The 23,189-nt window shown below is 68.3% G+C and carries 13 protein-coding genes; 12 read left to right on the forward strand and 1 reads right to left on the reverse strand.

The annotated features are described in order from the left end of the window. Positions 1-9 precede the first annotated feature (9 nt). The 7 genes from ACSQ9I_RS34410 to ACSQ9I_RS34440 are packed head-to-tail and all read left to right on the forward strand — an operon-like array spanning position 10 to position 6,143. Entirely contained in the window at positions 10-657 is a 648-nt protein-coding gene (locus ACSQ9I_RS34410) for a carbonic anhydrase (protein ID WP_436308123.1), read from the forward strand. Then, entirely contained in the window at positions 657-1,619 is a 963-nt protein-coding gene (locus tag ACSQ9I_RS34415; RefSeq protein ID WP_436308124.1) for a YeeE/YedE thiosulfate transporter family protein, read from the forward strand. The genes ACSQ9I_RS34410 and ACSQ9I_RS34415 overlap by 1 nt, the downstream gene beginning before the upstream one ends. Before the next feature lie 7 nt (positions 1,620-1,626). Next, the gene (bufB, locus tag ACSQ9I_RS34420; protein WP_436316473.1) at positions 1,627-2,565 is read left to right on the forward strand and encodes an MNIO family bufferin maturase; all 939 of its coding nucleotides are present in this window, start codon (positions 1,627-1,629) and stop codon (positions 2,563-2,565) included. Beyond that, positions 2,549-3,325, forward strand: a complete 777-nt coding sequence (locus ACSQ9I_RS34425) for an HvfC/BufC N-terminal domain-containing protein (protein ID WP_436308126.1) — start codon at positions 2,549-2,551, stop codon at positions 3,323-3,325. Before bufB ends, ACSQ9I_RS34425 begins: the two co-directional genes overlap by 17 nt. Beyond that, entirely contained in the window at positions 3,322-4,035 is a 714-nt protein-coding gene (locus ACSQ9I_RS34430; protein ID WP_436308127.1) for a response regulator transcription factor, read from the forward strand. Before ACSQ9I_RS34425 ends, ACSQ9I_RS34430 begins: the two co-directional genes overlap by 4 nt. Before the next feature lie 15 nt (positions 4,036-4,050). Then, positions 4,051-5,040, forward strand: coding sequence for a sensor histidine kinase (locus ACSQ9I_RS34435; protein WP_436316474.1), 990 nt, complete (start codon positions 4,051-4,053; stop codon positions 5,038-5,040). Continuing rightward, positions 5,037-6,143 (forward strand): PAS domain-containing protein, encoded by a 1,107-nt coding sequence (locus ACSQ9I_RS34440; RefSeq protein WP_436308129.1) that lies wholly within the window; start codon positions 5,037-5,039, stop codon positions 6,141-6,143. Before ACSQ9I_RS34435 ends, ACSQ9I_RS34440 begins: the two co-directional genes overlap by 4 nt. Here the strand turns inward: ACSQ9I_RS34440 and ACSQ9I_RS34445 are convergent. After that, entirely contained in the window at positions 6,086-11,176 is a 5,091-nt protein-coding gene (locus ACSQ9I_RS34445; RefSeq protein ID WP_436316475.1) for an AAA family ATPase, read from the reverse strand. The two genes, ACSQ9I_RS34440 and ACSQ9I_RS34445, sit on opposite strands and share 58 nt — an antisense overlap. Before the next feature lie 185 nt (positions 11,177-11,361). On the opposite strand from ACSQ9I_RS34445, the gene ACSQ9I_RS34450 reads away from it, so the two are divergent. The 5 genes from ACSQ9I_RS34450 to ACSQ9I_RS34470 all read left to right on the forward strand — a co-directional run bounded on the left by ACSQ9I_RS34450 (position 11,362) and on the right by ACSQ9I_RS34470 (position 23,130). Next, the gene (locus ACSQ9I_RS34450; protein ID WP_436316476.1) at positions 11,362-11,871 is read left to right on the forward strand and encodes a cupin domain-containing protein; all 510 of its coding nucleotides are present in this window, start codon (positions 11,362-11,364) and stop codon (positions 11,869-11,871) included. Between the two features lie 15 nt (positions 11,872-11,886). Further along, on the forward strand, positions 11,887-12,372 hold the full coding sequence (locus ACSQ9I_RS34455; RefSeq protein WP_436316477.1) for a DUF302 domain-containing protein: 486 nt from the start codon (positions 11,887-11,889) through the stop codon (positions 12,370-12,372). 34 nt (positions 12,373-12,406) lie between these two features. Continuing rightward, on the forward strand, positions 12,407-13,801 hold the full coding sequence (locus tag ACSQ9I_RS34460; RefSeq protein WP_436316478.1) for an FAD-containing oxidoreductase: 1,395 nt from the start codon (positions 12,407-12,409) through the stop codon (positions 13,799-13,801). A gap of 188 nt (positions 13,802-13,989) precedes the next feature. Further along, positions 13,990-15,354, forward strand: a complete 1,365-nt coding sequence (locus ACSQ9I_RS34465) for an IS1380 family transposase (RefSeq protein WP_436298218.1) — start codon at positions 13,990-13,992, stop codon at positions 15,352-15,354. An 888-nt stretch (positions 15,355-16,242) separates the two neighbouring features. Beyond that, a complete protein-coding gene (locus tag ACSQ9I_RS34470; protein ID WP_436316479.1) occupies positions 16,243-23,130 on the forward strand; it encodes a malectin domain-containing carbohydrate-binding protein in 6,888 nt (2,295 codons plus the stop codon). The last annotated feature ends 59 nt before the right edge of the window (positions 23,131-23,189 follow it).

The following is a 23,189-nucleotide window of genomic DNA, read 5'->3' on the forward strand; positions in this document are numbered from 1 at the left end:
GGGGACCGCATGATCGATCGCATCGGGCAGCTGCTGCGCAACAACGGGCGCTTCGTTGAGGAGCAATTGCGCATCGACCCCGCCTACTTCGACAAGCTGGCCGAAGGGCAGCATCCGGGCTTCCTCTGGATCGGATGCTCTGACAGCCGCGTGCCGCCCGACCGCATCACCGGGACCCAGCCCGGCGACATGTTCGTGCATCGCAACATCGCCAACCTGGTGGTGCAGACTGACATGAACCTGCTGTCGGTGCTGCAATATGCCGTCGATGTGCTGCAGATCGGGCACATCATCGTCTGCGGCCACTACGGCTGCGGCGGCGTGAAGGCCGCGATGGGCCATGCCTCGCACGGGCTCATCGACAACTGGCTGCGCACGCTGAAGGACACGCAGCAGTACTTCGCGCGACAGCTGGCGCCGCTGGACGAAGAGGCACGCTTCCGGCGCCTGGTCGAGCTCAACGTGATCGAGCAGGTCTACAACCTGGGCAAGACCAGCATCGTCCAGCAAGCCTGGGAGAACACCCGCAGACCGAGTATCCACGGATGGGTGTTCGACCTGAACAGCGGTCACATCCTTCCGCAGACCGGCGCGATCGACAACGACGAGGCGATGCACGAGGTCTGCAAGTTCCACAACGCCGTCGGGGTGCGCTGATGGACATCGCGCTCGCCAGCCTCGCGTTCGCGGTCGCTGCCTTCTGCGCTGCAGTGATGGGCTTCGCGATCCAGCGCGGCGCCACCTGCACCGTCGCCGCCATGGAGGAGATCGTCAACAAGCGCACTTCGCGCCGCCTGCTGAGCCTTGGCGAGGCCTCGCTGTGGGTGGCCGGCGGCCTGCTCGTCGCACAGGCCCTGCATCTCCTGCCGGCCATGCCGCCGGGCTACCCGCTGAACCGCTGGACAGTGCTGGGCGGCGCGCTGCTGGGCTTCGGCGCCTTCGTCAACCAGGCCTGCGTGTTCGGCGCCATTGCGCGTTTCGGCTCGGGCGAGTGGGCCTACCTGGCCACGCCGCTCGGCTTCTACCTGGGCTGCCTGAGCGTCGGGCCCCTCTTCGCGGCGGGCACGCACCGCGAGCTCGTCGACGGCTCGCCGGTGCTGCAGGCGCCCGCGTGGGTGGCACTGCTGTTCCTGCTTTTCGTGGCCTGGCGCCTGGTGCGGCCGCTCAGGGGCGGGCTGCGGGTGCGCGACGCGCTGGCTGCGCGCATCTGGTCGCCGCATGCCGCCACCACGGTGATCGGCATCGCCTTCGTGCTCATGCTGTTGCTGGTAGGCGCCTGGGCCTACACCGACGTGCTGGCCGAACTGGCGCGCGGCATGGCCGCCAGCCTCAGCGCGCGCTGCCTGCTGCTGCTGGCGCTGCTGCTCGGCGCGGTCTGGGGCGGCTGGACGGCCGGCCGCTTTCGCAGCACGCGCGTCACGGCCGCGCAGCTGCTGCGCTGCCTGGCGGGCGGCGTGCTCATGGGCTGGGGCAGCCTGCTGATCCCCGGCGGCAACGACGGCCTGATCCTGGTCGGGATGCCGTTGTTGTGGCCCTATGCCTGGGTGGCCTTCCTCGCGATGTGCGCCTCGATCGTCGCGGCGCTGCTGGCGCGCAAGGTGTGGACGCGGCCGCGCTGAAGCGGCGGTGGCCAATGTTCACATTTTCATCACGCGTCCCGCAGCGCGCGGGCGGCTGCCTAGAATTCTCGTGACCGAGGAGGTGATGATGAACCAGTCCTTGAGATCGCTGACAGGGTGCGCCGGCATCGGCCTGCGGCCCGAGCACTATGTCGAGTTCATCGAATCGCGTCCGTCCGTGGGTTTCATCGAGGCGCACAGCGAGAATTATTTCGGCCGGGGCGGCAAGCCGCTGCATTTCCTGAAGCTCGCGCGCCAGAGCCATCCACTAAGCCTGCATGGCGTGGGCCTGTCGATCGGCTCCGTCGACCCCTTGAGCGAGCCGCACCTCGCGCGCCTGCGCGAACTCATCGACATGCTGGACCCCGCGCTGGTGTCCGACCACCTGTGCTGGAGCTCCGTGGGCGGCATCCATGCCAACGACCTGCTGCCGCTGCCCTTTACCGAGGAGGCGCTCTCGCACGTCGTCGTACGCGTGCAGCAGGTGCAGGAGCGCCTGCGGCGCCGCATCCTGCTCGAGAACGTGTCGAGCTACCTCGAGTTCGTCGCGTCGGCGATTCCCGAGTGGGAGTTCCTCGCCGAGGTCGCGCGGCGCAGCGGCTGCGGCATCCTGCTGGACGTCAACAACATCTTCGTCAGCGCCCACAACCACGGCTTCGACGCGAGGCACTACCTGCAGGCCATTCCCCGCCAGGCGGTGGAGGAAATCCACCTGGCCGGTTTCACGCGCAACCTCGTCGGCGGCGGCGCCGAGATCCTGATCGACACGCACAGTGCGCCAGTTGCCGATGCGGTGTGGGCGCTCTATGCGGCTGCGCTGGAGCGCTTCGGCCCGGTGCCGACGCTGGTTGAGTGGGACGCCGACATGCCTGCCCTGGCGGCGCTGGTAGCCGAGGCCGCGAAGGCCGAAGCGATGATGGAGTTGCGCCATGCTTGCGCTGCCTGACATCCAGGCCCGCGTGATGGACGCGCTGCTGCTGCGCGGCGGTGCGGCCGCGACTGCGCTGGTGCGGCCGACGGAGCCGCTGTCAGCACGGCAGCGCCTGCAGGTCTACCGCAACAACATGTTCGAGAGCCTGATCGCCGCGCTGGGCGCCGTCTACCCGGTGGTCGCGCGCCTCGTCGGCACCGGTTTCTTCCGCCACGCGACCAAGGCCTGCATCAGCGCGCATCCCTCGCGCTCGAGCAACCTGCAGGACTTCGGCGGCGAGTTTCCCGGCTTCCTGCGCGCCTATCCGCCGGCCGCGGACCTGCCCTACCTGCCGGACGTGGCAGCGCTCGAATGGGCCTTGCACCGCGCCTACCACGAGGCCGAACTGCCAGCCCTCGCGCTGGAACGGCTGGCGCAGGTGCCGGCGGCCGAGCAGGCCGGGCTGCGCCTTCGCCTGCAGCCCAGCGCGCGCTTCGTCGCGTCGCGCTATCCGGTGCTGCGGATCTGGCAGGCGAACCAGCCGGAGGCGCTCGATGACGGATCGACGATCTCGCTCGACGAAGGCGGCGTGAACCTGTTGGTCGTGCAGCACGCGCTGGAGATCGAGTTCAGGCTCCTGAGCCTTGCCGAAAGCCGCTGGCTCTGCGCATTGGCCGACGAGGCCAGCCTGGCCGACGCGACCCGGCGCGCGCTCGATGCCGACCCGGCCTTCGACCTCATGGCGGTGCTCGCGCGCCATCTGGGACGCGGGCTTTTCACGGAGGTGTCGGCATGACCCGCCGCGTCCTGGTGGTCGAAGACGACCCTGACATCGGCCGCCTCGTGATGCTGCAGCTCGGCGAGCTCGACTGCGAAGGCCGGCTGATCGCCGACGGCGTGACCGGGCTCGCCGAATGCGAGGCCGGCAACTACGACCTCGTGATCCTCGACCTCATGCTGCCGCGCATGGACGGCCTGCAGATCTGCCGGCGCCTTCGCACTCATGCGCGCTACACGCCGATCCTGATGCTCACCGCCAAGTCCTCGGAGCTCGACCGCGTGCTGGGCCTGGAGCTGGGCGCCGACGACTACCTGACCAAGCCCTTCAGCATGCTCGAACTCGCCGCCCGCGTGAAGGCGGTATTCCGGCGCGCCGATCACCAGCAGGCCGCGGCACAGACGGCCGCCAGCCAGGAACAGCTGATCGAGGCCGGAGGCCTGCGCATCGACCTGCAACGCCACGAGGCGCTGCTGGACGGCAAGCCGGTCGAGCTGACCGCCAAGGAGTTCGAGCTGCTGGTCTACTTCGCGCGCAGCCCCGGGCGCGTCCATACCCGGACGCAGCTGCTCGACCAGGTCTGGGGCTACAGCCACAGCGGCTACGAGCACACTGTCAACTCGCACATCAACCGCCTGCGCAACAAGATCGAGCGCGATCCCGGAAACCCCGACTACATCCAGACCGTGTGGGGCGTGGGCTACAAGTTCGGCGACCCGCGCCCCTGAGGATCGGACCGTGCCGTGAACCCCTTCGACATGGCGATGGTCGCCCTCGCCTCCGGCGCCATCGCCGCCCTTTACGTTTCATGGCGCGCCTCGCGACGCCTGAAGCGTCTGGCCGACGCCGTCGATGCCTTCGCCCGGGGCGGCTGTACCGAACCCCTGCACGTGGCGGGTGCCGACGCCGGCGGCGACGAGATCGACCGGCTCGCCGCGCACGTGGAGCAGATGTCCGCCCGCATCGGCAAACAGTTTGCCGAGATCGAGCGCGGCGTGGACCGGCGCCGCGAGCTGCTCGCCAACGTGTCGCACGACCTGCGCACGCCGCTGGCCTCGATGCAGGGCTATCTCGAGCTGCTGCTGCTGCGCCACGGCAGCCTGCCGCCGGCGGAGGAACGCAACTACCTGGAGACGGCGGTGCGCCACGGCGAGCGCCTGGGACGCCTGGTGGGCGACCTGTTCGAGCTCACCCGGCTGGAGGCCGCGGAAGCGTTGCCGCAGCCGGAGGCGTTCTCGCTGGCCGAGCTGGCGCAGGACGTGGCGCAGAAGTTCGCGCTCGACGCGCGGGCGCGCAAGGTGGACCTGCGCGCCGCCGGCGGCGAGGGCAGCGCCGCGATCCGTGCGCAGGCCGACATCGGCATGGTCGAACGGGTGCTCGAAAACCTGCTCGACAACGCCCTGCGGCATACGCCGCCCGGCGGCAGCGTGACGATCGAGTTCGGCGGCGACGCGCAGCGTGCCCGGATGGCCGTGCGCGATAGCGGCTGCGGCATCCCGCCTGCCGAGCTGGCGGGCATCTTCGACCGCTACGACCGCGCCGACCGTTCCGTGCCCGGTGCGCAGGGCGGCCTCGGACTTGCGATCGCGCAGCGCATCGTGCGCCTGCACGGCGGCGAGTTGTCGGTCGCCAGCATCGCGGGCGCCGGCAGCTGCTTCGCCTTCGACCTGCCGCTGGCCGCGCCGAGGCCGGCTGCGCCGGTGGACCGCTGCACCGAGAGGATGTCTTCATGATCACGCACACGATGGCGCTCACGCTCCTGTTCGTCATGGCAGCGGCGCTGGTCTTCGTCGGATGGCTGGCCTGGTCGACCGCCCGGCGAGCCGGCAGGCAGCGCGCTGCATCGGGCGAGCGGCTGGTGCAGGTCGAACGGCGCCTCGCCGAGCAACGTGCGGCCACCGGTCGGGCGGAGATGTCGCGTGCCGCTGCCGAGGCCGAGCTGCGCGCGAGCGAAGAGCGCTACGTCGCGGCGCTGCGCGGCAGCCAGGACGGCATGTGGGACTGGGACATCGCCTCCGGCCGGGTCCAGCTCTCGCCGCGCTGGAAGAGCATGCTGGGCTTCGAGGCACACGAGCTCGCCGACGACCTGCCGGGCTGGCGATCGCGCGTGCACCCCGACGACCAGCCCGCGCTCGAGCAGGCGCTGGCGCAACGGCTCGTGCCCGCCACGGCACCCGACGATGCGCGCTTCGAGCACGAGATGCGCCTCCTGCACAAGGATGGCAGCGTGCGCTGGGTGCTGTCGCGCGGCATCGCGCTGCGGCGCGCCGGCGGGGCCCCTTACCGCGTGGTGGGCCAGGACACCGACGTGACGCCGATGCGGCACGTGCTTCACGTGCTCCAGGCGGTGGCCGACGGTACCGCGGGCGCCGTGGGCGAAGCCTTCTTCCCGGCGATGGTCCGGCACTTCGCGCGCGCGCTGGGGCTCGATTGCGCCTTCGTCGCCGAATGCGCCGACCAGCCGGCGACCCGGGTGCGCACGCTGGCCTACTGGGCGGAAGGCAGCCTGCGCGACAACTTCGAGTTCGCGCTGGCCGGCACGCCTTGCGAAGCCGTCGTGCAGGGCGCAAGCGCCTGTTTTCATCGCAGCGGCCTCGCGCAGTTGTTTCCCCGCGAAGCCGGCTGGGAGGCCTATCTCGGCATGCCGATCATCGCGAGCGATGGCCGCACGCTCGGCCACCTGGCTTTCCGCCATCGCACGCCGCTCGGCGACGAGATGCTGGTCGATTCGGTCTACCGCATCTTCCTCGCGCGCGCGGCCGCCGAACTCGAACGGATTCAGGCGCTGGCCCGGCTTCGCGCAGAAGCGTCGCCACCCGGCGTACCGGCCTCCTGACGCGCCGCGGGCCGTGCCACCGGCAGGCCGAACGAAAAGCAGCAGCCCTCGCCCGCGCGACTCTTCACCGCGATCCGGCAGCCGTGCAGCTCGACGATGCGCCTGGCGATCGCCAGCCCCAGCCCGGCGCCGCCCGAGGCGCGGTTGCGGCTTTCGTCGACGCGATAGAAGCGGTCGAAGATGAAGGGCAGCTCGGCCTCCGGGATGCCGCTGCCGGTGTCGGCGACGCATGCGATCACACGCTCGCCCTCGGCCCGCAGGCCCACGCTCACCGAACCGCCGCCGGGCGTGTGCTGCAGGGCGTTGCCGATCAGGTTGTCGAGCACGCGTTCGACCAGGCCCAGGTCGGCATCGACCGGTGGCAGCGCGTCCGGGGCCTCGATCCGCAACGCCACCTCCTTGCGATCGGCCGCGAGCTGGAACTTCTGCAGCACGTCGACGGCAAGCTCCGGTAGCTGAAAGGTCTCGCGGGCGAGTTGGAGGCCCTTGAAGTCGAGCTTGGCGAGCTCGAACAGCTCGTCGATCAGCGTCGCGAGGTACTCGCTCTGACGCAGCGCGATCTCGACGTAGCTTTGCTGCGTCGCGGCCGGCAGCTCGCCGCCTTTGAGCGCCAGGAGCTCCAGGTAGCCGCGCAGCGAGACGAGCGGTGTGCGCAGATCGTGCGAAACGTTGGCGATCAGCTCGCTGCGCAGGTAGACGTTCTCCGCCTCCAGGTCCTCCTTGAGCCGCTCGACCTGCGCCAGCGCGTCGCTCAGCCGCTGGCGCGCCTCGCGGTGTTCGCGGACTTCGCGCCGGAGGCCTTCGAACAGCCGTGCGTTCTCCAGCGCGATGGCGGCCTGGGTCGCCAGCATGCGCACGACCCGGATGCGCTCGGATGTGAAGGCGCCGGCGAGCACGCTGTTCTCGAGGTACAGCACGCCGACCGACCGTCCCTGCTTCTGCACGGCCACGCACAACACCGACCGCAGCTTGTGGCGCACGACGTAGGGGTCGCCGCCGTAGCGGTCGTCCGCTGCCGCGTCGGCCAGCACAACGCTCTCGGCGGTGCGCCGCACAAAGTTGACGATGCTCGCCGGCAGGCTGCGCGACGCGGCCAGCGGCGTGCCGGGAGCCATCGCCTGCCCGGGCGCCTGCAGCGCGTCGGCGGCGTAGACCAGCGATTCGCCGTCCCGCTCGAGGACCAGGCAGCCGCGCTCGGCGCCGGCGTTCTCGATCGCGAGGCGCATGAGGCGCGCGAGCAGCCGGTCCAGTTCGACCTCGCCGGCGATCGCGTGGGCTGCCTTCATCACGCTGTCCAGGTCCAGGCCGCCGGCGTCGGGACGCTCCGGTACTGCGGTCTCGGCGGGCTCGATCGGTACCGGCGGATCGCGCGGCGCCGCTGTTTCGATGTGCAGCAGCTCGGGGTACCTGCGCTCGAGCTGCTCTACTTTGGCAGCCGCGCCCCAGCGCGCATAGCAGGCGCGCGCATCGGCCATGAAAAGGGCCGCGAGCTTCGTGTCGCCGCGCGCGAGGCGGAAGCGCGCATGGAGCTCGCTGGCCAACGCATGCTGCTGAAGCAGCCCGGCCCGGCCGCCCGCATATTCGATCGCCCGCTCATAGTGCTCGATCGCTTCGCGGTCGCGGCCCTCGATGCGATCGAGCTCGGCGGCGAGCAGCAGCGCGGGGCAGCGGAAGTTCTCGGCGCAATTCGCGGCCAGCAGTTCGAACGATGCCTGGGCTTCGGCGATCTTCGTCAACGAGGCCCGGCGTTCTTCCTCGCCCGCATCGGCATGGCTCGCGGTCAGCGCCAGCGCATTCCAGAATTCGTAGGTCACCGGCCAGACCGTGCCGGCCACGTGGTGCACTGTGGCACCCGCCACGCGAGCGGCCTCGAGGGCCTGCGCCGGCGTGCCGAGCAAGCAGCTGACGTGCAGCTTCGCCACGGCGTGGAAGGTAACGAAGAAGGGATTGCCGCGGTAGTTGCGCAGGTACTCTTCCTCGTCGATCGCATCGTCCGACAGCGACAGCGCCCCCCGGGTCAGGCCCTGCAGCGCGCGGGCCCAGTTGAGAATGATCTTCACCGAATCGGCAAAGCCTTGATTCTTGAGCTTCTGGACCAGCGCCACGCTCGGCGTGTACTCGCGCACGAACTGGGCCAGGTCCTCCGTGGACAGGATCGCCGACCAGAGCTCGGTGCCGGCGCCGTAGGCCGCGTAGAGGAAGTCGCCGCTTTCGAGCCCGCTGCGGCAGGCCTCGCGCGCATAGGGGATGCAGGTCGCCCACGGCTGGCGCCAGAAGTTTACGTGCGCATGGAACTGCTGGTAGATCTTGGCGCGCCGCCGCGAGTCCTGGAAGCGGTGGTTCACGGCGAGCGCCAGCGTGCCGAACGCGTAGGCGCCCTGGTAGTCGCCGCGCACCGGGCCGACCGTGATGGCGTGGGTCACGTAGCCGTAGGCGGACTCTTCGATGTTGCCGTGCAGCAGCGACAGCCGCACCATCGTCGCCGAGATCAGCCGCGCCAGGGTCGGATCGCCGAGGATGAAGGCCGAGGCCCAGATGTCTGTCAGCATGCTCATGACGATGAGGATCTTCGGATCGTCCATCACCGGCAGGTCGATCAGCGAGGCGATGTCCCGATCGCCCAGCAGCGACGCGATGAGGTCCATCTCGCGGCCGAGTGCGCGCTCCTTGTCGGCGGCCGCCTCGGGCAGCGAGACGTCGAACAACGCGAGGCCGGCGCGCGTGTTCCCCAGCGCATCGGCATAGCGCGAGGTGTGCTCGTACTGCACGCTGCGCAGGCGATGGACCCGCGCACGGTCGATGTTGGTCGCGGCGTGTCGCAGAAGCAGCTCGTACAGCTGGTGCGCCGCGTCGAAGTGGCCGCACAGGTACTGGCTCTCTGCGGCTTCCAGGTGCAGTGCGAAGCACAGCGCGTAGTCCGATTGCCAATGGTTGTCGTCGAGCAGCCCGAGCCCGGCAAGGAAGAAGTCCAGTGCCGCATCGTGCGCGGTCGACGATTTGGCCCTGCGCCCGGCGTTCAGGTCGAGTTGAGCGACCTCGAGCCGCTCGCGCACGGTGCCGATCAGGCTGCGGCCGCGGTTGAGGTGATGCACGATGTCGAACAGCCCTTGCTCCATCTGCTGCGGCGTCGCACGCGACCGCAGGAGACGGCCGATGCGCAGGTGCAGCATCGGCTTGCGCTCGTCGGGAATCATCGCGTAGGCCGCCTGCTGCACGCGGTCGTGCAGGAAGGCGTGGGCCGGTTCCGCGTCGTGGTCGCTGCGCGCCGCGGGAACGATCAGGCCCTCGGCCGCCGCCTGTGCAAGATCCTCGGCCACGGCCACCGGCGACTGTTCGCAGATGATCGCCAGGGTGCGCTGATCGAAGCTGTTGCCGATGCAGGCGGCCAACGTCAGTGCGTACTGCGACCTGCTCGACAGGCGCTGGATGTTGCGCGTCATCAGGTCGACCACGTCGTCGCCCAGCGGCGCCAGCGCGATCGCCTCGATCCGGTAGGTCCAGCGGCCGAGCGCTTCATCGAAACGGACATGGCCATCGCGCTCCAGCGTCTTTAGGAACTGGATCACGAAGAAGGGATTGCCTCCGGTCTTCTCGTGCATGAGTTGCGCGAGGGGCTGAGCATCGGCGAGTTCGCCGTGCAGCGTGTCGCGGATCAGCGCGCCCAGGTCGGGGAGCCGGAGCGACCCCAGCGCCAAGCGCTGCACTTCGACACCAGTCGCTTCGAGCTTGTCGAGCGCCCGCGTCAGGCGGTGCGCACCGTCGAGCTCGTTGTCTCGGCAAGCGCCGACGAGCAGTAGGCCGCGGATTTCGAGGCTGGTGAGCAGCGGTTCGAGCAGGCTCAGCGTGGCCGCGTCGGCCCATTGCAGGTCATCGAGAAAGATCACCAGCGGATGGGCCGGCTGCGCGACGGCGGCGACGAAGCTCTGGAACACGCGCTGGAAGCGGTTGAGCGCTTCTGCCGCACCGAGCGGGACCGGTGGCGACTGCTTGCCGATGATGAACTCGATCTCCGGGACCACCTCGGCGAGCACGCCGCCGTTGACGCCCAGCGCGCGAGCCAGGGTGCTGCGCCAGTCGCCCAGCCGGGCCTCGCTCTCGGTGAGCATCTGCCGCACCAGGCCCCGAAAGGCCTGGATCAGCGCGCTGAAGGGAACGCTGCGCGCCACCTGGTCGAACTTGCCGGAAACGAAGTAGGCCTGCTGGCGGACGATGGGCCTGTAGAGCTCGTGGATGAGCGCGGTCTTGCCGATGCCTGGATAGCCTGAAACAAGCAGCATCGATGGCGCTCCGGCGCCGGCGTTGCGTGTGCGCTCGAAGGCGGCCCGCAGCACGTCGACCTCCCGCTCGCGGCCGTAGAGCCGGGGCAGGATCGACAAGCGCGCGCGGATGTCGCGCCGGCCCAGCGGAAACTCGTCGATGTGCCGGTGCGCGGCCCATTCGCGCCGGCAGGTGGCGAGATCGTCGACAAGTCCGGCGGCGCTCTGGTAGCGCTCCTTGGGCGTTTTGGCCAGGAGCTTCATCACGATCTGCGACACCGGCAGTGGCAGGCCGGCATCGATGTCGATCGGGGCGACCGGCGTGCGCGCGATGTGCGCGTGGATCAGCTCGAGCGCATCCCCGGAGCGGAACGGCGGCGCGCCGGCGAGAAGCTCGTAGAGAACGACGCCCAATGCGTACAAGTCGCTGCGATGGTCCGGCACGCGCTCCATGCGGCCAGTCTGTTCGGGCGAGGCGTAGACCAGGCGCGCGGCAGACATCGAGGCCCCCGGCGGCGCAGCGCGCAGCGACACGCCACCGCTCACGTCGCCGAAGTCGACCAGCCAGGCGCGCCCGGTGGCGGCGTCGCAGCGCACCGCGTCGGGGCGCACGCCGTTGTGGACCATGCCGTCGCGATGCAGCTCCGCCAGCTTCGACGCGAGTTCGATGCCGAACGCCAGCACCAGGGGCAAGGGCATGCGGCCCGCCGCCGCCGGCGCGGACAGCGGCTCGCCGCCGGCCGCGGGCAGGTCGAAGGATTCGACGTCGGGGGTCATAGCCCTCCTCTCCAGATTGACTGCGTGCAGGCCGCACTGTGCGCCCGTTTCGCGGTCGATGGCAATGCGTGATCAAAGCGTGAAGATTCGTTGACCGGGCCGTGAAACGCGGGGACCAAAGTGGATTCCGGAGCGCCGCTGGGCGATCCGTCCCACCTCAACCCCACTTTCAGGAGTTTCACGCCATGCACAATGCCAATCCCCAACGCCGCTCGATCCGGCGCCATGCGGCGGCCGCCGCGCTCATCGTCGGCGCCTTCGCCGCGCTCGCACCGGCCGTCCATGCGGGCGAATGCCCCGCCGACAAGGTCGTGGCCGACGGCCAGGGCCAGAAGCCGGGCCCCACCATGCCGAAGGACGTGACCGACGTCGTGCGCTACAGCACCGATCTGTCCAAGGAGCCGCTGGCACTGCAGGGGCGCCTGTTCCGCTTGCGCCAGCTCGAGATGAAGCCCGGCGGCATCGTGCCTTGGCACAGCCACAACGAGCGTCCCGCCATGATCTACATCGTCTCGGGCGAGGTGGTCGAGTACGCGAGCAGCTGCGCGGTGCCCATCACGCACAAGGCGGGCGACGTGGCGCCGGAGAAGAACGGCACCTCGCACTGGTGGAAGAACACGGGTAGCAAGCCCGCCATCCTGATTTCGGTCGACCTGTTCCCCACCGAAATGAAGATGGACCCGCACGAGATGTGACATGAGGAGCACACCATGTTCATTCGCGTTTCCAAACTCCTGTCGGCTGCCTGCCTGGGCCTTGCGCTGGTTGCGACGCAGTCGCCGGCGCAAAGTGGGGCGCCGGGTGCCGACGGCCTGATAAAGGTCAGGAGCGCCTACTCGGTGGAAGAGACGGTCGAGCGCATCAAGAAGGACATCGCCGACAAGGGCATCGTGTTCTTCATGGCAGTCGACCAGTCGAAGCTCGCGGCCGACGCCGGCATCCGCGTGCGACCCTCTACGCTGCTGGTGTTCGGCAATCCGCCGCTGGGCGCGCAGTTTCTCACTTCGAATCCCTTCTCGGGGCTCGACTGGCCGGTGCGCCTGCTGGTCCTGCAGGACGAGACGGGTGCCGTCTGGGCGGCCTACACCGACTTCGCCTGGATCGCGCGCCGGCACGGAATTACCGACCGGCAGCAGCAGTTCGCGACGGCCTCGGGCGTGGTGGCGTCGATCACCTCGACCGTGCGCGCGGACTAGGACGGCACGCAACGACTCAGGAAAGGGCAGCCCCATGAGCACGCACTATGACGCGCTGATCATCGGCAGCGGCCAGGCGGGGCCCTTTCTTGCGGCCCGCCTGGTAGCCGCCGGCATGCAGGTCGCATTGGTCGAGCGCGAGCACCTCGGCGGTACCTGCGTCAACGACGGCTGCATGCCGACCAAGACGCTGGTCGCCAGCGCGCGCGTCGCCCACCTGGCGCGCCGCGCGAGCGACTATGGCGTGACCCTGGGCGGCGCGGTCAGCGTCGACATGAAGGCGGTGAAGGCGCGTATGGACGCGGTCGTCGACGACGCGATCAAGGGCCTCACGCAGTGGCTGGGCGGCATGCAGGGCCTGCGTGTGCTGCGCGGCCATGCGCGCTTCGTCGCGCCGCATGCGGTGGAGGTCAACGGCGAGACGCTGGAAGCGCCGAGGATTTTCATCAACGTCGGCGGCCGGCCGGTGCTGCCTGACTGGCCGGGAGTCGATCAAGTGCCCGTCCTGACCAACACCTCGATGATGGCGCTCGACGAGCTGCCGGATCACCTGGTCGTGGTCGGCGGCAGCTACATCGGACTCGAATTCGCCCAGGTCTATCGCCGCTTCGGCGCGCAGGTGACGGTGCTCGAATATGCCGATCGCCTCATCGCGCGCGAGGATGCGGAGGTCTCGCAGGAGGTACGGGCGATCCTCGAGCGCGAAGGGGTGCGCTTCGTGCTCGGCGTGCGCGACGCGCGCGTGTCGAAAGGGGCGGACGGCAAGGACGTTCGCATCGCATTGAATGCCGGTGGCATGGCGCACAAGATCCAGGGCAGCCACCTGCTGGCCGCGGTCGGGCGCCGGCCGAACAGCGACGGGCTCGATCTGGGCCGCGCCGGCATCGCTACTGATGCGCGCGGCTTCATCACCGTCGACGACCAGCTGCGCACCAACGTCCCCGGCGTGTGGGCGCTGGGTGACGTCAACGGGCAAGGCGCCTTCACTCACACCTCGTACAACGACCACGAGATCGTCGCGACCAACCTGCTCGACGGCGAGGAACGCCGCATCAGCGAGCGCATCCCGGCCTACGCGCTCTTCACTGATCCGCCGCTCGGCCGTATCGGCATGACAGAGGCGCAGGTGCGTGCATCGGGCCGCCCAGCTCTGGTCGGGGTGATGCCGATGAGCCGTGTGGGCCGCGCCAAAGAGCGCGGCGAGACGCAGGGCTTCATGAAGGTGCTGGTCGATGCGCAGACCGAGCGCATCCTCGGCGCCGCCTTGCTGTGCATCGAGGGCGACGAGATCGTGCACTCCCTGCTGGACGTGATGGCGGCCGATGCGCCCTATCACGTCATCCGGCGCTGCGTGCACATCCATCCGACAGTTAGCGAGCTGATTCCCACGCTGCTAGGCAACTTGGCACCACTGGCCGGCGCGCACTAAAAGGTCAAGCGGCTTGTGGAAGTGGTGCCCAGAGGTTGGAAATCCCGTTCTAACTACCTGGATCCGTGAGCTCACGAGCGAAAGTGGTTCACCCTGCGGGTGCGGGTGATTCGAGGTAGTTTGGTAAACGCGAGACAGGTGCGGCGCGTTCATGCTGCTGTTGCAAACGCAGTCCCTGAATCTTTCGAATGCGCCCCTTCATCGTCAAGCAACTCGACTACGACCTTACGCCGGTGGCCGGCCTGGCGCTGGTGGGTCATTATCTGAATCGACTCGCACCGGTGTTCAAGCAACTCGATGCCGCATTGCCCGTGAGAAGTGGCGTTGCCAACAGCGACATCCTGCGCAGCTACCTGGGCCTGCTGGTGCAAGGCAAGTCGGACTTCGATGCGATCGAGAACTTCCGCGGCGATGCCTTCTTCAAGCAGGCGCTGGGCATCAAGCTGCTGCCCTCCAGCCCGACGCTGCGCCAGCGCATGGACGCCCGCGCTGTCGAGCTGTTTGACTTCCTGCCAGTGCTGATCGAGACGCTGCTGTCCGACGTGCGGCTCGACTATGGCGTCTTGCCTTGCGGCTGGCTGGCGCTGGACGTGGACACCTTCGCGATGGACAACGGCGGCACTGTCAAGGACGGCGTGGGCCGTACCTATGCAGGCGTCGATGGCTACTGTCCGCTGGCGGCGTACCTCGGCTCGCACGGGTTCTGCCTGGAGCTGGCGCTGCGCCCGGGCGTGCAGCACTCGGCGTCGGAGACGCAATTCAACTTCGAGCGTGTGATCCCGATGGCGCAGCGCCTGAGTGCGGCCGGTCCGAAGGCGCCGATCCTGGCGCGGCTGGACGCGGGCTTCGACTCCACAGCGCTGATGCGCGAGATCGAGTCGTACAACCGCGCAGGCGTGCCGCAGCTGAACTGGCTGATCAAGTGGAACCCGCGCACGAGCGACGTGGCGGCGCTGGCCGAGCGGCTTGAGGCCGACGCCACCACGCTCTGGGAGCATCCCCGCGCGGGCAAACGCGTGACGCTGTGGGAACAGGCGCTGGAGATCGAAGGCATCGAGCGGCCCCTGCGCCGCGTGCTGCGCCTGACCGAGCGCACCATCGATGCGCAGGGCCAGTTGTTGATCGAGCCCAAGCTCACGCTGGAGGGCTGGAGCACGAGCCTGAGCGCCAAACAGTTCGATGCGAAAGCCGTCATCGCGCTGTACGCCGACCACGGCACGCATGAGCAGTTCCACTCCGAATTCAAGACCGACCTCGATCTGGAGCGGCTGCCCTCGGGCAAGTTCGACACCAATTACGTCGTGTGCGAGCTGGCTGCGTTGGCGATGAACATCCTGCGCTTGATGGGCCAGGCCGGCCTGCATGGGCCGGATGCGCCGGTGCGCCATGCGGCCAAGCGCCGGCGCATCAAGACCGTGATGCAGGAACTCGTTTACCGCGCCGGGCGACTCATCGAACATGGTCGGCAATTGATCCTCGGGCTGGGGGCCAATGACCGTGCAGCAAGGGCCTTCGCGCGCGTACACGGCGAGTTGTTTGCCGCGTGCGGATAGCGCGACGCAAAGACGCCTGTTACTCCCCACGGATTCCAAAATCGTGCGTCCAACGCACGTTGCGGCGTCGGTGATGTGCCGCCAACCAAGTTCGAAGGCACAAACCACTTGCCCCGTGGAGCCAACTTGCCGGCGTCGTCCGTGTGCGCGGGCATCATCGGTCGCGATCTCGTGGCAGTGGGCATCACAGTCGAGCAGACTCGCTCAGCTCGTCACTGAGCTCACGGATTCAGGTAACTAAATAAACGGGGGTGACTCGGGTAGTCCTTTCCATGAACCTGAATGACGACGTCACAGTTCATGAGTTGGCGTTGTTTGCAGATGGGTTCGTGGTTCGCGCTTGGGTGGACATTGGCACGAGCTGCTGACCGAGTTCGCGGGCGAGTCGGCGCAGGGATCGTTGTTTGGTTCTTCACGGTCGACCACCGCCTGGATTGTGATTCGCATGCGCAGCTCCGCGTGACAGTTTCGAAGATGGCGATCGTCGCACCGTGTCACCTCAAAGCTTCGCCTCCGTTTTTAGCCGCTCCCTCCGAGACATTTGTGGACCGGCGAATGGTCATGGATCGCGACTCGTCGCCTGTAAAAAACAGCAAGAATCGATAGATGCTCTGCTACGATCAACTTGGGATGTGTGGACTTTTGGCTCAACTTGAAGGATTCGCCGCTCGCCGCTGACGGGGCGTAGCGTTGACTGGTGAACTGTGCCCTGGAGGCGGCGGCTGCCGGCCGCGTGTTTCCAGCAACGCTATCACTTTGTCCAAATCGAGCCTCCCCGCCGGCCCGCCTGTTTGTCTGTTGCGTGTCAAGGAGGCCCAAATGGCAGTCTCTTTCGCTACTCAAGCTGTAATATTCGGAATAACCGACGGACTTTCCAATCCGACCAGCTTGCAGTTCGGCCCCGACGGCCGGCTCTATATCGCCCAGCAGGACGGCCTCCTCAGAATCTACGATGTCACCCAGCCGGCGCCCGGCCAGTGGTCGGCGGTCCAGGCGCAGACGCTCGGCCTCATCCAGAGCATCCCCAATCACAACGACGACGGGTCGCTCAACACCTCGATTACCGATCGGCAGGTCACCGGCATCCTGGTGGCGGGAACCGCCGCCAATCCCGTGATCTACGTCACCTCGAGCGATCCGCGCATCGCCGAGTTCGGCGATCTCAATCTTGACACCAACTCCGGAATTCTTTCCAAGCTAACCTGGAACGGCGCCAGCTGGACCAAAGTCGACCTGATTCGCGGCCTGCCGCGCTCGGAGGAGAACCACTCGCCCAACGGCATGGCGCTGAGCGCCGACGGCACCAAGCTCTACCTGGTGCAGGGCGGCAACACCAACAACGGCGCGCCTTCGAGTTTCTTCTCCAACACGCCGGAATATGCGCTGAGCGCTGCCGTGCTCGAGATCGACCTCGTGGCACTCGAGGCCATTCCCAACAAGGTCTTCACCTACGCTCCCGGCGTTACCAGCACCTACAAATATGACCTGCCCACACTCGACGACCCGACGGTATCCAACAATGGCACGACTGGTAACGAGACTGCGGGCGGCCTGGATGTGGGCGGACCGTTCGGCGGCAATGACGGCCTCAATCAGGCGATCCTGCCGGCCGATGCGCCGCTGCGCATCTTTGCCACCGGCCTGCGCAACGCCTTCGACGCGGTTCTGACCCAGTCGGGCGAGCTCTTCACCATCGACAACGGCAGCAACGGGGGTCTCGGCGGCGTGCCCATCCTCGATGCCAACGGCAAGCCGACCAACCAGTTCAACAACGACGGCCCCGGCAGTCTCGACTCTCTCTACCTGCTGGCCGACGGCAGCTACTACGGCCATCCGGATCCGACGCGTGGCAACCAGACCGGCTCCGTCCTGTCCTATGCCGACGGATCCCAGCCGCAGGTCATTGCCACGATCCCCAATGCCGCAGCGGCTGTGCCGTCCGGGGTGCAGATCGCGCCGGGCTTCGTGATCGACCCTTCCAAGTTCACCTCCTCCGCCGCGCGGCTTGCCCAGGAGGGCCAGTTCACCGCCGGGCAGCAATCGCTGGCGCAGTTCGGTGCCTCGACCAATGGCCTGATGGAGTACACCGCGACCAGCTTCAACGGCGAGATCAAGGGCGACCTGATCACCGCCTCGTTCGACGGCACGCTGAAGCTGATCCAGCTCGCGCCGGACGGCGTCACCGTGCAGGGCGTCACAACACTCGCGACACTCGGCGGCACGCCGCTCGACCTGGTCCAGGGGCCGGGTGGCTCCATCTGGGTCGCCCTGATCGGCGCCGACCAGATCGTGGCCCTGACACCGAGCGACCAGGCGTCTGGGAGCGATCCGGACATGGACGATGACGGCCTGCTCAATACCGTCGACCCGTTCCAGGCCGACGCCGCCAATGGCTTCGGCACGTTCCTGGCGAGCAACGCCAGCCTGAACTGGAACTTCCAGTTCGGCGCCGGCGACAGCGCACCCGGCCCCGACGGGCTGTTCCTCGGCCTCACCGGCCACATGGCCAACGGCACACGCGATTTCGTGGCGCCTGTCGCCGAGGGGGGCCTCGATCTCACCAACGTGAAGATCGGCACCGCCGCCGGCGGTGGTCTCGTCGTGGTCGAGGAAGTATCGACGGGGACGGCGAGTGGCAGCGGCAACACCGGCGAGTTCGTGTTCCAGACCGGCGTGGTGCTGGCGCCGGACGTACAGACCTTCAATGTGAAGTGGACGGCGGTCAATCCGTTCCCCGGGCTGCCCACAGCGCCCACGGTGCGCGAGATCGGCGGTTTCATTGGCACCGGCGACCAGTCCAATTTCCTCAAGGTGGTGGCTGGGCCCAACGGCATGCTGTTCCAACTCGAGAGCAACGGCGCCGTCATCGCCTCGCAGACCCTGAACGCGCCGGGCGTCGCGACAGCGCCTGCCAGCAGCAACCTGGTCTTTGAGCTCCTGGTCAATCGCGCGACGTCGCAGGCCACGCCGTCGGTGACCTATACCGGCAGCAGCGGGCCGGTGAAGGTGACCGGCAACGCCATCAACCTCGCCGGCACCTCGATCCTGACCGCGATCAACGGCGATTACGCGGTGCAGGGCAAGGACAGCGGCCTCGCCGTCGGCCTGTGGTCGAGCAACACCGGTGAGGGCAGCCAGAACACCTTCCAGGCATCGTTCGACGACATCCTCATCACCTCGACAGGGCCGACCAGCCAGCTCGTCAAGGCGGTGAATGTCGGCGGCGGCCAGGTGACGGCGAGCGACGGCGTGGTATTCCAGGCCGATGCTGGCCCGACCACCGGTGCAAGCCAGGTGTTCTCCACGGCCGCCGGCATCGCGGGCACCACCGACGATGCGCTGTATCAGGACGAGCGCTGGACGCCGGGCGGCAGCTACACCTATGAGGTGCCGGTGGCCAACGGCACGTATCAGGTCGACCTGCTGATGGCCGAGATCTACGCCGGCATCACCGGCCCCGGTCAGCGCGTGTTCGACATGTCGCTGGAGGGCCAGGCGCTGGCGCCGCTGCAGAACATCGACATCTACGCGCAGGTCGGCGCAAACGCCGCTTACACGATCAGCCAGCAGGCAACGGTGAGCGACGGCTCGCTGTCGATCCAGGTCGGACCGGGCAGCTCCTCGCCGGGCAACGTCGAAAACGCCAAGCTCAACGCCTTCGCGGTGTACAGCACGGCGGCACCGACATCGCCCACCCTGTCGATCGCGGCGGCGAATGCCAGCCTGAACGAGGGCAACAGCGGCAGCACCGCCTTCACCTTCACCGTGTCGCGCACCGGCAGCACGGCCGGCGCGTCGACGGCAGCCTTTGCCGTGACCGGCAGCGGCGCCAACCCGGCCACGGCGGCGGACTTCACGGGCGGGGTGTTCCCGACAGGGACGGTGAGCTTCGCCGCCGGCGAGACCAGCAAGACCATCACGGTCAACATCGCGGGCGACAGCACCGTCGAGCCCAGTGAGGACTTCACCGTCGCCTTGTCCAACCCCAGCGCCGGCACGACCATCGGCACGGCGGCGGCGACAGGCACGATCCTCAACGACGACACGGCGCCCGAACCGTCGCTGTCGATCGCCGCGGCCAACGCCAGCTTGAACGAGGGCAACAGCGGCAGCACCGCCTTCACCTTCACCGTGACCCGAACCGGCAGCACGACGGGGGCCTCGACGGCAAGCTATGCGGTGGCCGGCAGCGGCGCCAACCCGGCCACGGCGGCGGACTTCACCGGCGGCGCCTTCCCGACCGGGACGGTGAGCTTCGCCGCCGGCGAGACCACCAAGACGATCACGGTCAACGTCGCTGGCGATGCGACCGTCGAGTCCAACGAGAACTTCACGGTGACGCTGTCCAATCCCAGTGCGGGCACCTCCATCGGCACGACCGCGGCCACCAGCACCATCCTCAACGACGATGGCGCTGCGACGCCAACCCTGGTCGCGGCGGTGAACGTGGGCGGCGGCCAGGTGACGGCGAGCGACGGCGTGGTATTCCAGGCCGATGCTGGCCCGACCACCGGTGCAAGCCAGGTGTTCTCCACGGCCGCCGGCATCGCGGGCACCACCGACGATGCGCTGTATCAGGACGAGCGCTGGACGCCGGGCGGCAGCTACACCTATGAGGTGCCGGTGGCCAACGGCACGTATCAGGTCGACCTGCTGATGGCCGAGATCTACGCCGGCATCACCGGCCCCGGTCAGCGCGTGTTCGACATGTCGCTGGAGGGCCAGGCGCTGGCGCCGCTGCAGAACATCGACATCTACGCGCAGGTCGGCGCAAACGCCGCTTACACGATCAGCCAGCAGGCAACGGTGAGCGACGGCTCGCTGTCGATCCAGGTCGGACCGGGCAGCTCCTCGCCGGGCAACGTCGAAAACGCCAAGCTCAACGCCTTCGCGGTGTACAGCACGGCGGCACCGACATCGCCCACCCTGTCGATCGCGGCGGCGAATGCCAGCCTGAACGAGGGCAACAGCGGCAGCACCGCCTTCACCTTCACCGTGTCGCGCACCGGCAGCACGGCCGGCGCGTCGACGGCAGCCTTTGCCGTGACCGGCAGCGGCGCCAACCCGGCCACGGCGGCGGACTTCACGGGCGGAGTGTTCCCGACGGGAACGGTGAGCTTCGCGGCCGGCGAGGCCACGAAGACCATCACGGTGAACGTGGCGGGCGACAGCACGGTCGAGCCCGCAGAGAACTTCACCGTCACGCTGTCCAATCCCAGCGCCGGCACCGCGATCGGCAGCGCGGCCGCCGCCGGCACGATCCTCAACGACGACACGGCGCCCGAACCGTCGCTGTCGATCGCCGCGGCCAACGCCAGCTTGAACGAGGGCAACAGCGGCAGCACCGCCTTCACCTTCACCGTGACCCGAACCGGCAGCACGACGGGGGCCTCGACGGCAAGCTATGCGGTGGCCGGCAGCGACGCCAACCCGGCGACGGCGGCGGACTTCACCGGCGGCGCCTTCCCGACCGGGACGGTGAGCTTCGCCGCCGGCGAGACCACCAAGACGATCACGGTCAACGTCGCTGGCGATGCGACCGTCGAGTCCAACGAGAACTTCACGGTGACGCTGTCCAATCCCAGTGCGGGCACCTCCATCGGCACGACCGCGGCCACCAGCACCATCCTCAACGACGACAGCTCGGCGACGCCGACGCTGGTCACGGCGGTGAACGTGGGCGGCGGTCAGGTGACGGCGAGCAACGGCGTGGTATTCCAGGCCGATGCTGGCCCGACCACCGGTGCAAGCCAGGTGTTCTCCACGGCCGCCGGCATCGCGGGCACCACCGACGATGCGCTGTATCAGGACGAGCGCTGGACGCCGGGCGGCAGCTACACCTATGAGGTGCCGGTGGCCAACGGCACGTATCAGGTCGACCTGCTGATGGCCGAGATCTACGCCGGCATCACCGGCCCCGGTCAGCGCGTGTTCGACATGTCGCTGGAGGGCCAGGCGCTGGCGCCGCTGCAGAACATCGACATCTACGCGCAGGTCGGCGCAAACGCCGCTTACACGATCAGCCAGCAGGCAACGGTGAGCGACGGCTCGCTGTCGATCCAGGTCGGACCGGGCAGCTCCTCGCCGGGCAACGTCGAAAACGCCAAGCTCAACGCCTTCGCGGTGTACAGCACGGCGGCACCGACATCGCCCACCCTGTCGATCGCGGCGGCGAATGCCAGCCTGAACGAGGGCAACAGCGGCAGCACCGCCTTCACCTTCACCGTGACCCGAACCGGCAGCACGACGGGGGCCTCGACGGCAAGCTACGCCGTGACCGGCAGCGGCGCCAACCCGGCCACGGCGGCGGACTTCACGGGCGGGGTGTTCCCGACGGGAACGGTGAGCTTCGCGGCCGGCGAGGCCACGAAGACCATCACGGTGAACGTGGCGGGCGACAGCACGGTCGAGCCCGCAGAGAACTTCACCGTCACGCTGTCCAATCCCAGCGCCGGCACCGCGATCGGCAGCGCGGCCGCCGCCGGCACGATCCTCAACGACGACAGCAGCGGCGGCGCGGCGTCAGCACGCCTGCTGATCACGCCAGGCACCACTCTCAACGCCAGCACCTTCGCCGAGCCGGCCTACGAGCTCACCAACACCGGCACCACCGCGATCCGGACGCTCACCATCGATCTGCACAACAGCCTGATCGCCGGCACCGTCTTCGATCCATTCGGCACCTTCGGCGACACCACCGCACTCGACTTCACGCCGTACGGCTCCGTGCCGGTCAGCGCGACCTGGGCGTACGGGCCAAACCCGGTCACCGAGGGCGGCTACAAGACGCTGGTCGTCACCTTCGGCGGCGCCGGCCTCGCCGCCGGGCAGACCTTCGCGTTCCGTCTCGATGCCGACCCCGCCAGCATCGAGGGGCCGGCGCCCGGCCCCAACGAGTCGGGCTCGATCTCGGGCTTCGAGCATATCGGCGCCTCGGTCACGGTCGGGACGGTCGATGGCGGCTCCCTCGGCGGCGAGGTGTTCACGCAGGGCAGCGCCGGCGGCGGCATGGCGACGCTGAGCTCGAGTCTGCTGCCGGCAGCACCGGTGCTCTCGATGTCGACCGCCGGCGGCACGCCGCTGGTGACCGACGCGGTGGGCGGCATCCTCAAGGCCAACCTGCCCGGCCTCAATGCGGGCGCCGGCAGCCCCGGCAACGATGTCGTGGTCGAAATATCCGGCACCGCCGGCCAGACCGTGCGCCTGGCCGCCTCCGAGATCGGCGGCGTCGGCATGGACATCCCGCTCGGCAGCCACGAAGGCAACACGGTCCTGCAGAACCCGAGCTTCGTCGACGTGACGCTGGGCGCGGGCGGCACGGCGAGCGTGGCGCTTGCCCTGCCGGCGCCGACCAGCGGCCTGGCCCCCGGTTCGGTCTCGGGCCGCTTCGCCGTGACGGCAGCTGCCATCGACCCGGCCACCGGCGCTGCGACCAGCCAGGTGTCCAGCACGCTGGTCGTGAAGGACGCGGCCACCAGCTTCACGTCCGAAGCGGCGAGCGACACCTTCATGTTCCGCCAGGGCTTTGCCACCACCGAAGTCTTCCAGTTCAGCGCCACCGGCGGCAGTCACGATTTCATCGGATTGGACCAGGATCTTTTCCCTGGCATGACCCTGCAGCAGGTTCTGAACAGCAATGCGTTACAGCCGGGCGCCGGCGCGGGCGATGTCGACATCGTGCCGGCTGCAGGAGGCGAGATCCATCTGCACGACAGTTCCGGCCAGCTGACGGTCGATGTGCTGCGCGCCAATCCCCAGGACTTTTTCTTCTTCTGAAGCCGCGCGGCGCGTGGCGCGGTGTTGGAGCAATCCGTACGAGGGAAAACGGAAACAAA

Source organism: Variovorax sp. LjRoot84, assembly GCF_964254305.1.
Lineage (GTDB): Bacteria > Pseudomonadota > Gammaproteobacteria > Burkholderiales > Burkholderiaceae_C > Variovorax.

Bases quoted from the DNA above. Each gene is read 5' to 3' on its own strand.
- ACSQ9I_RS34410 (WP_436308123.1), top strand. From the start codon at position 10: ATGATCGATCGCATCGGGCAGCTGCTGCGCAACAACGGGCGCTTCGTT.
- ACSQ9I_RS34415 (WP_436308124.1), top strand. From the start codon at position 657: ATGGACATCGCGCTCGCCAGCCTCGCGTTCGCGGTCGCTGCCTTCTGC.
- ACSQ9I_RS34425 (WP_436308126.1), top strand. From the start codon at position 2,549: ATGCTTGCGCTGCCTGACATCCAGGCCCGCGTGATGGACGCGCTGCTG.
- ACSQ9I_RS34430 (WP_436308127.1), top strand. From the start codon at position 3,322: ATGACCCGCCGCGTCCTGGTGGTCGAAGACGACCCTGACATCGGCCGC.
- ACSQ9I_RS34440 (WP_436308129.1), top strand. From the start codon at position 5,037: ATGATCACGCACACGATGGCGCTCACGCTCCTGTTCGTCATGGCAGCG.
- ACSQ9I_RS34445 (WP_436316475.1), bottom strand. From the start codon at position 11,176: ATGACCCCCGACGTCGAATCCTTCGACCTGCCCGCGGCCGGCGGCGAG.
- ACSQ9I_RS34450 (WP_436316476.1), top strand. From the start codon at position 11,362: ATGCACAATGCCAATCCCCAACGCCGCTCGATCCGGCGCCATGCGGCG.
- ACSQ9I_RS34455 (WP_436316477.1), top strand. From the start codon at position 11,887: ATGTTCATTCGCGTTTCCAAACTCCTGTCGGCTGCCTGCCTGGGCCTT.
- ACSQ9I_RS34460 (WP_436316478.1), top strand. From the start codon at position 12,407: ATGAGCACGCACTATGACGCGCTGATCATCGGCAGCGGCCAGGCGGGG.
- ACSQ9I_RS34465 (WP_436298218.1), top strand. From the start codon at position 13,990: ATGCGCCCCTTCATCGTCAAGCAACTCGACTACGACCTTACGCCGGTG.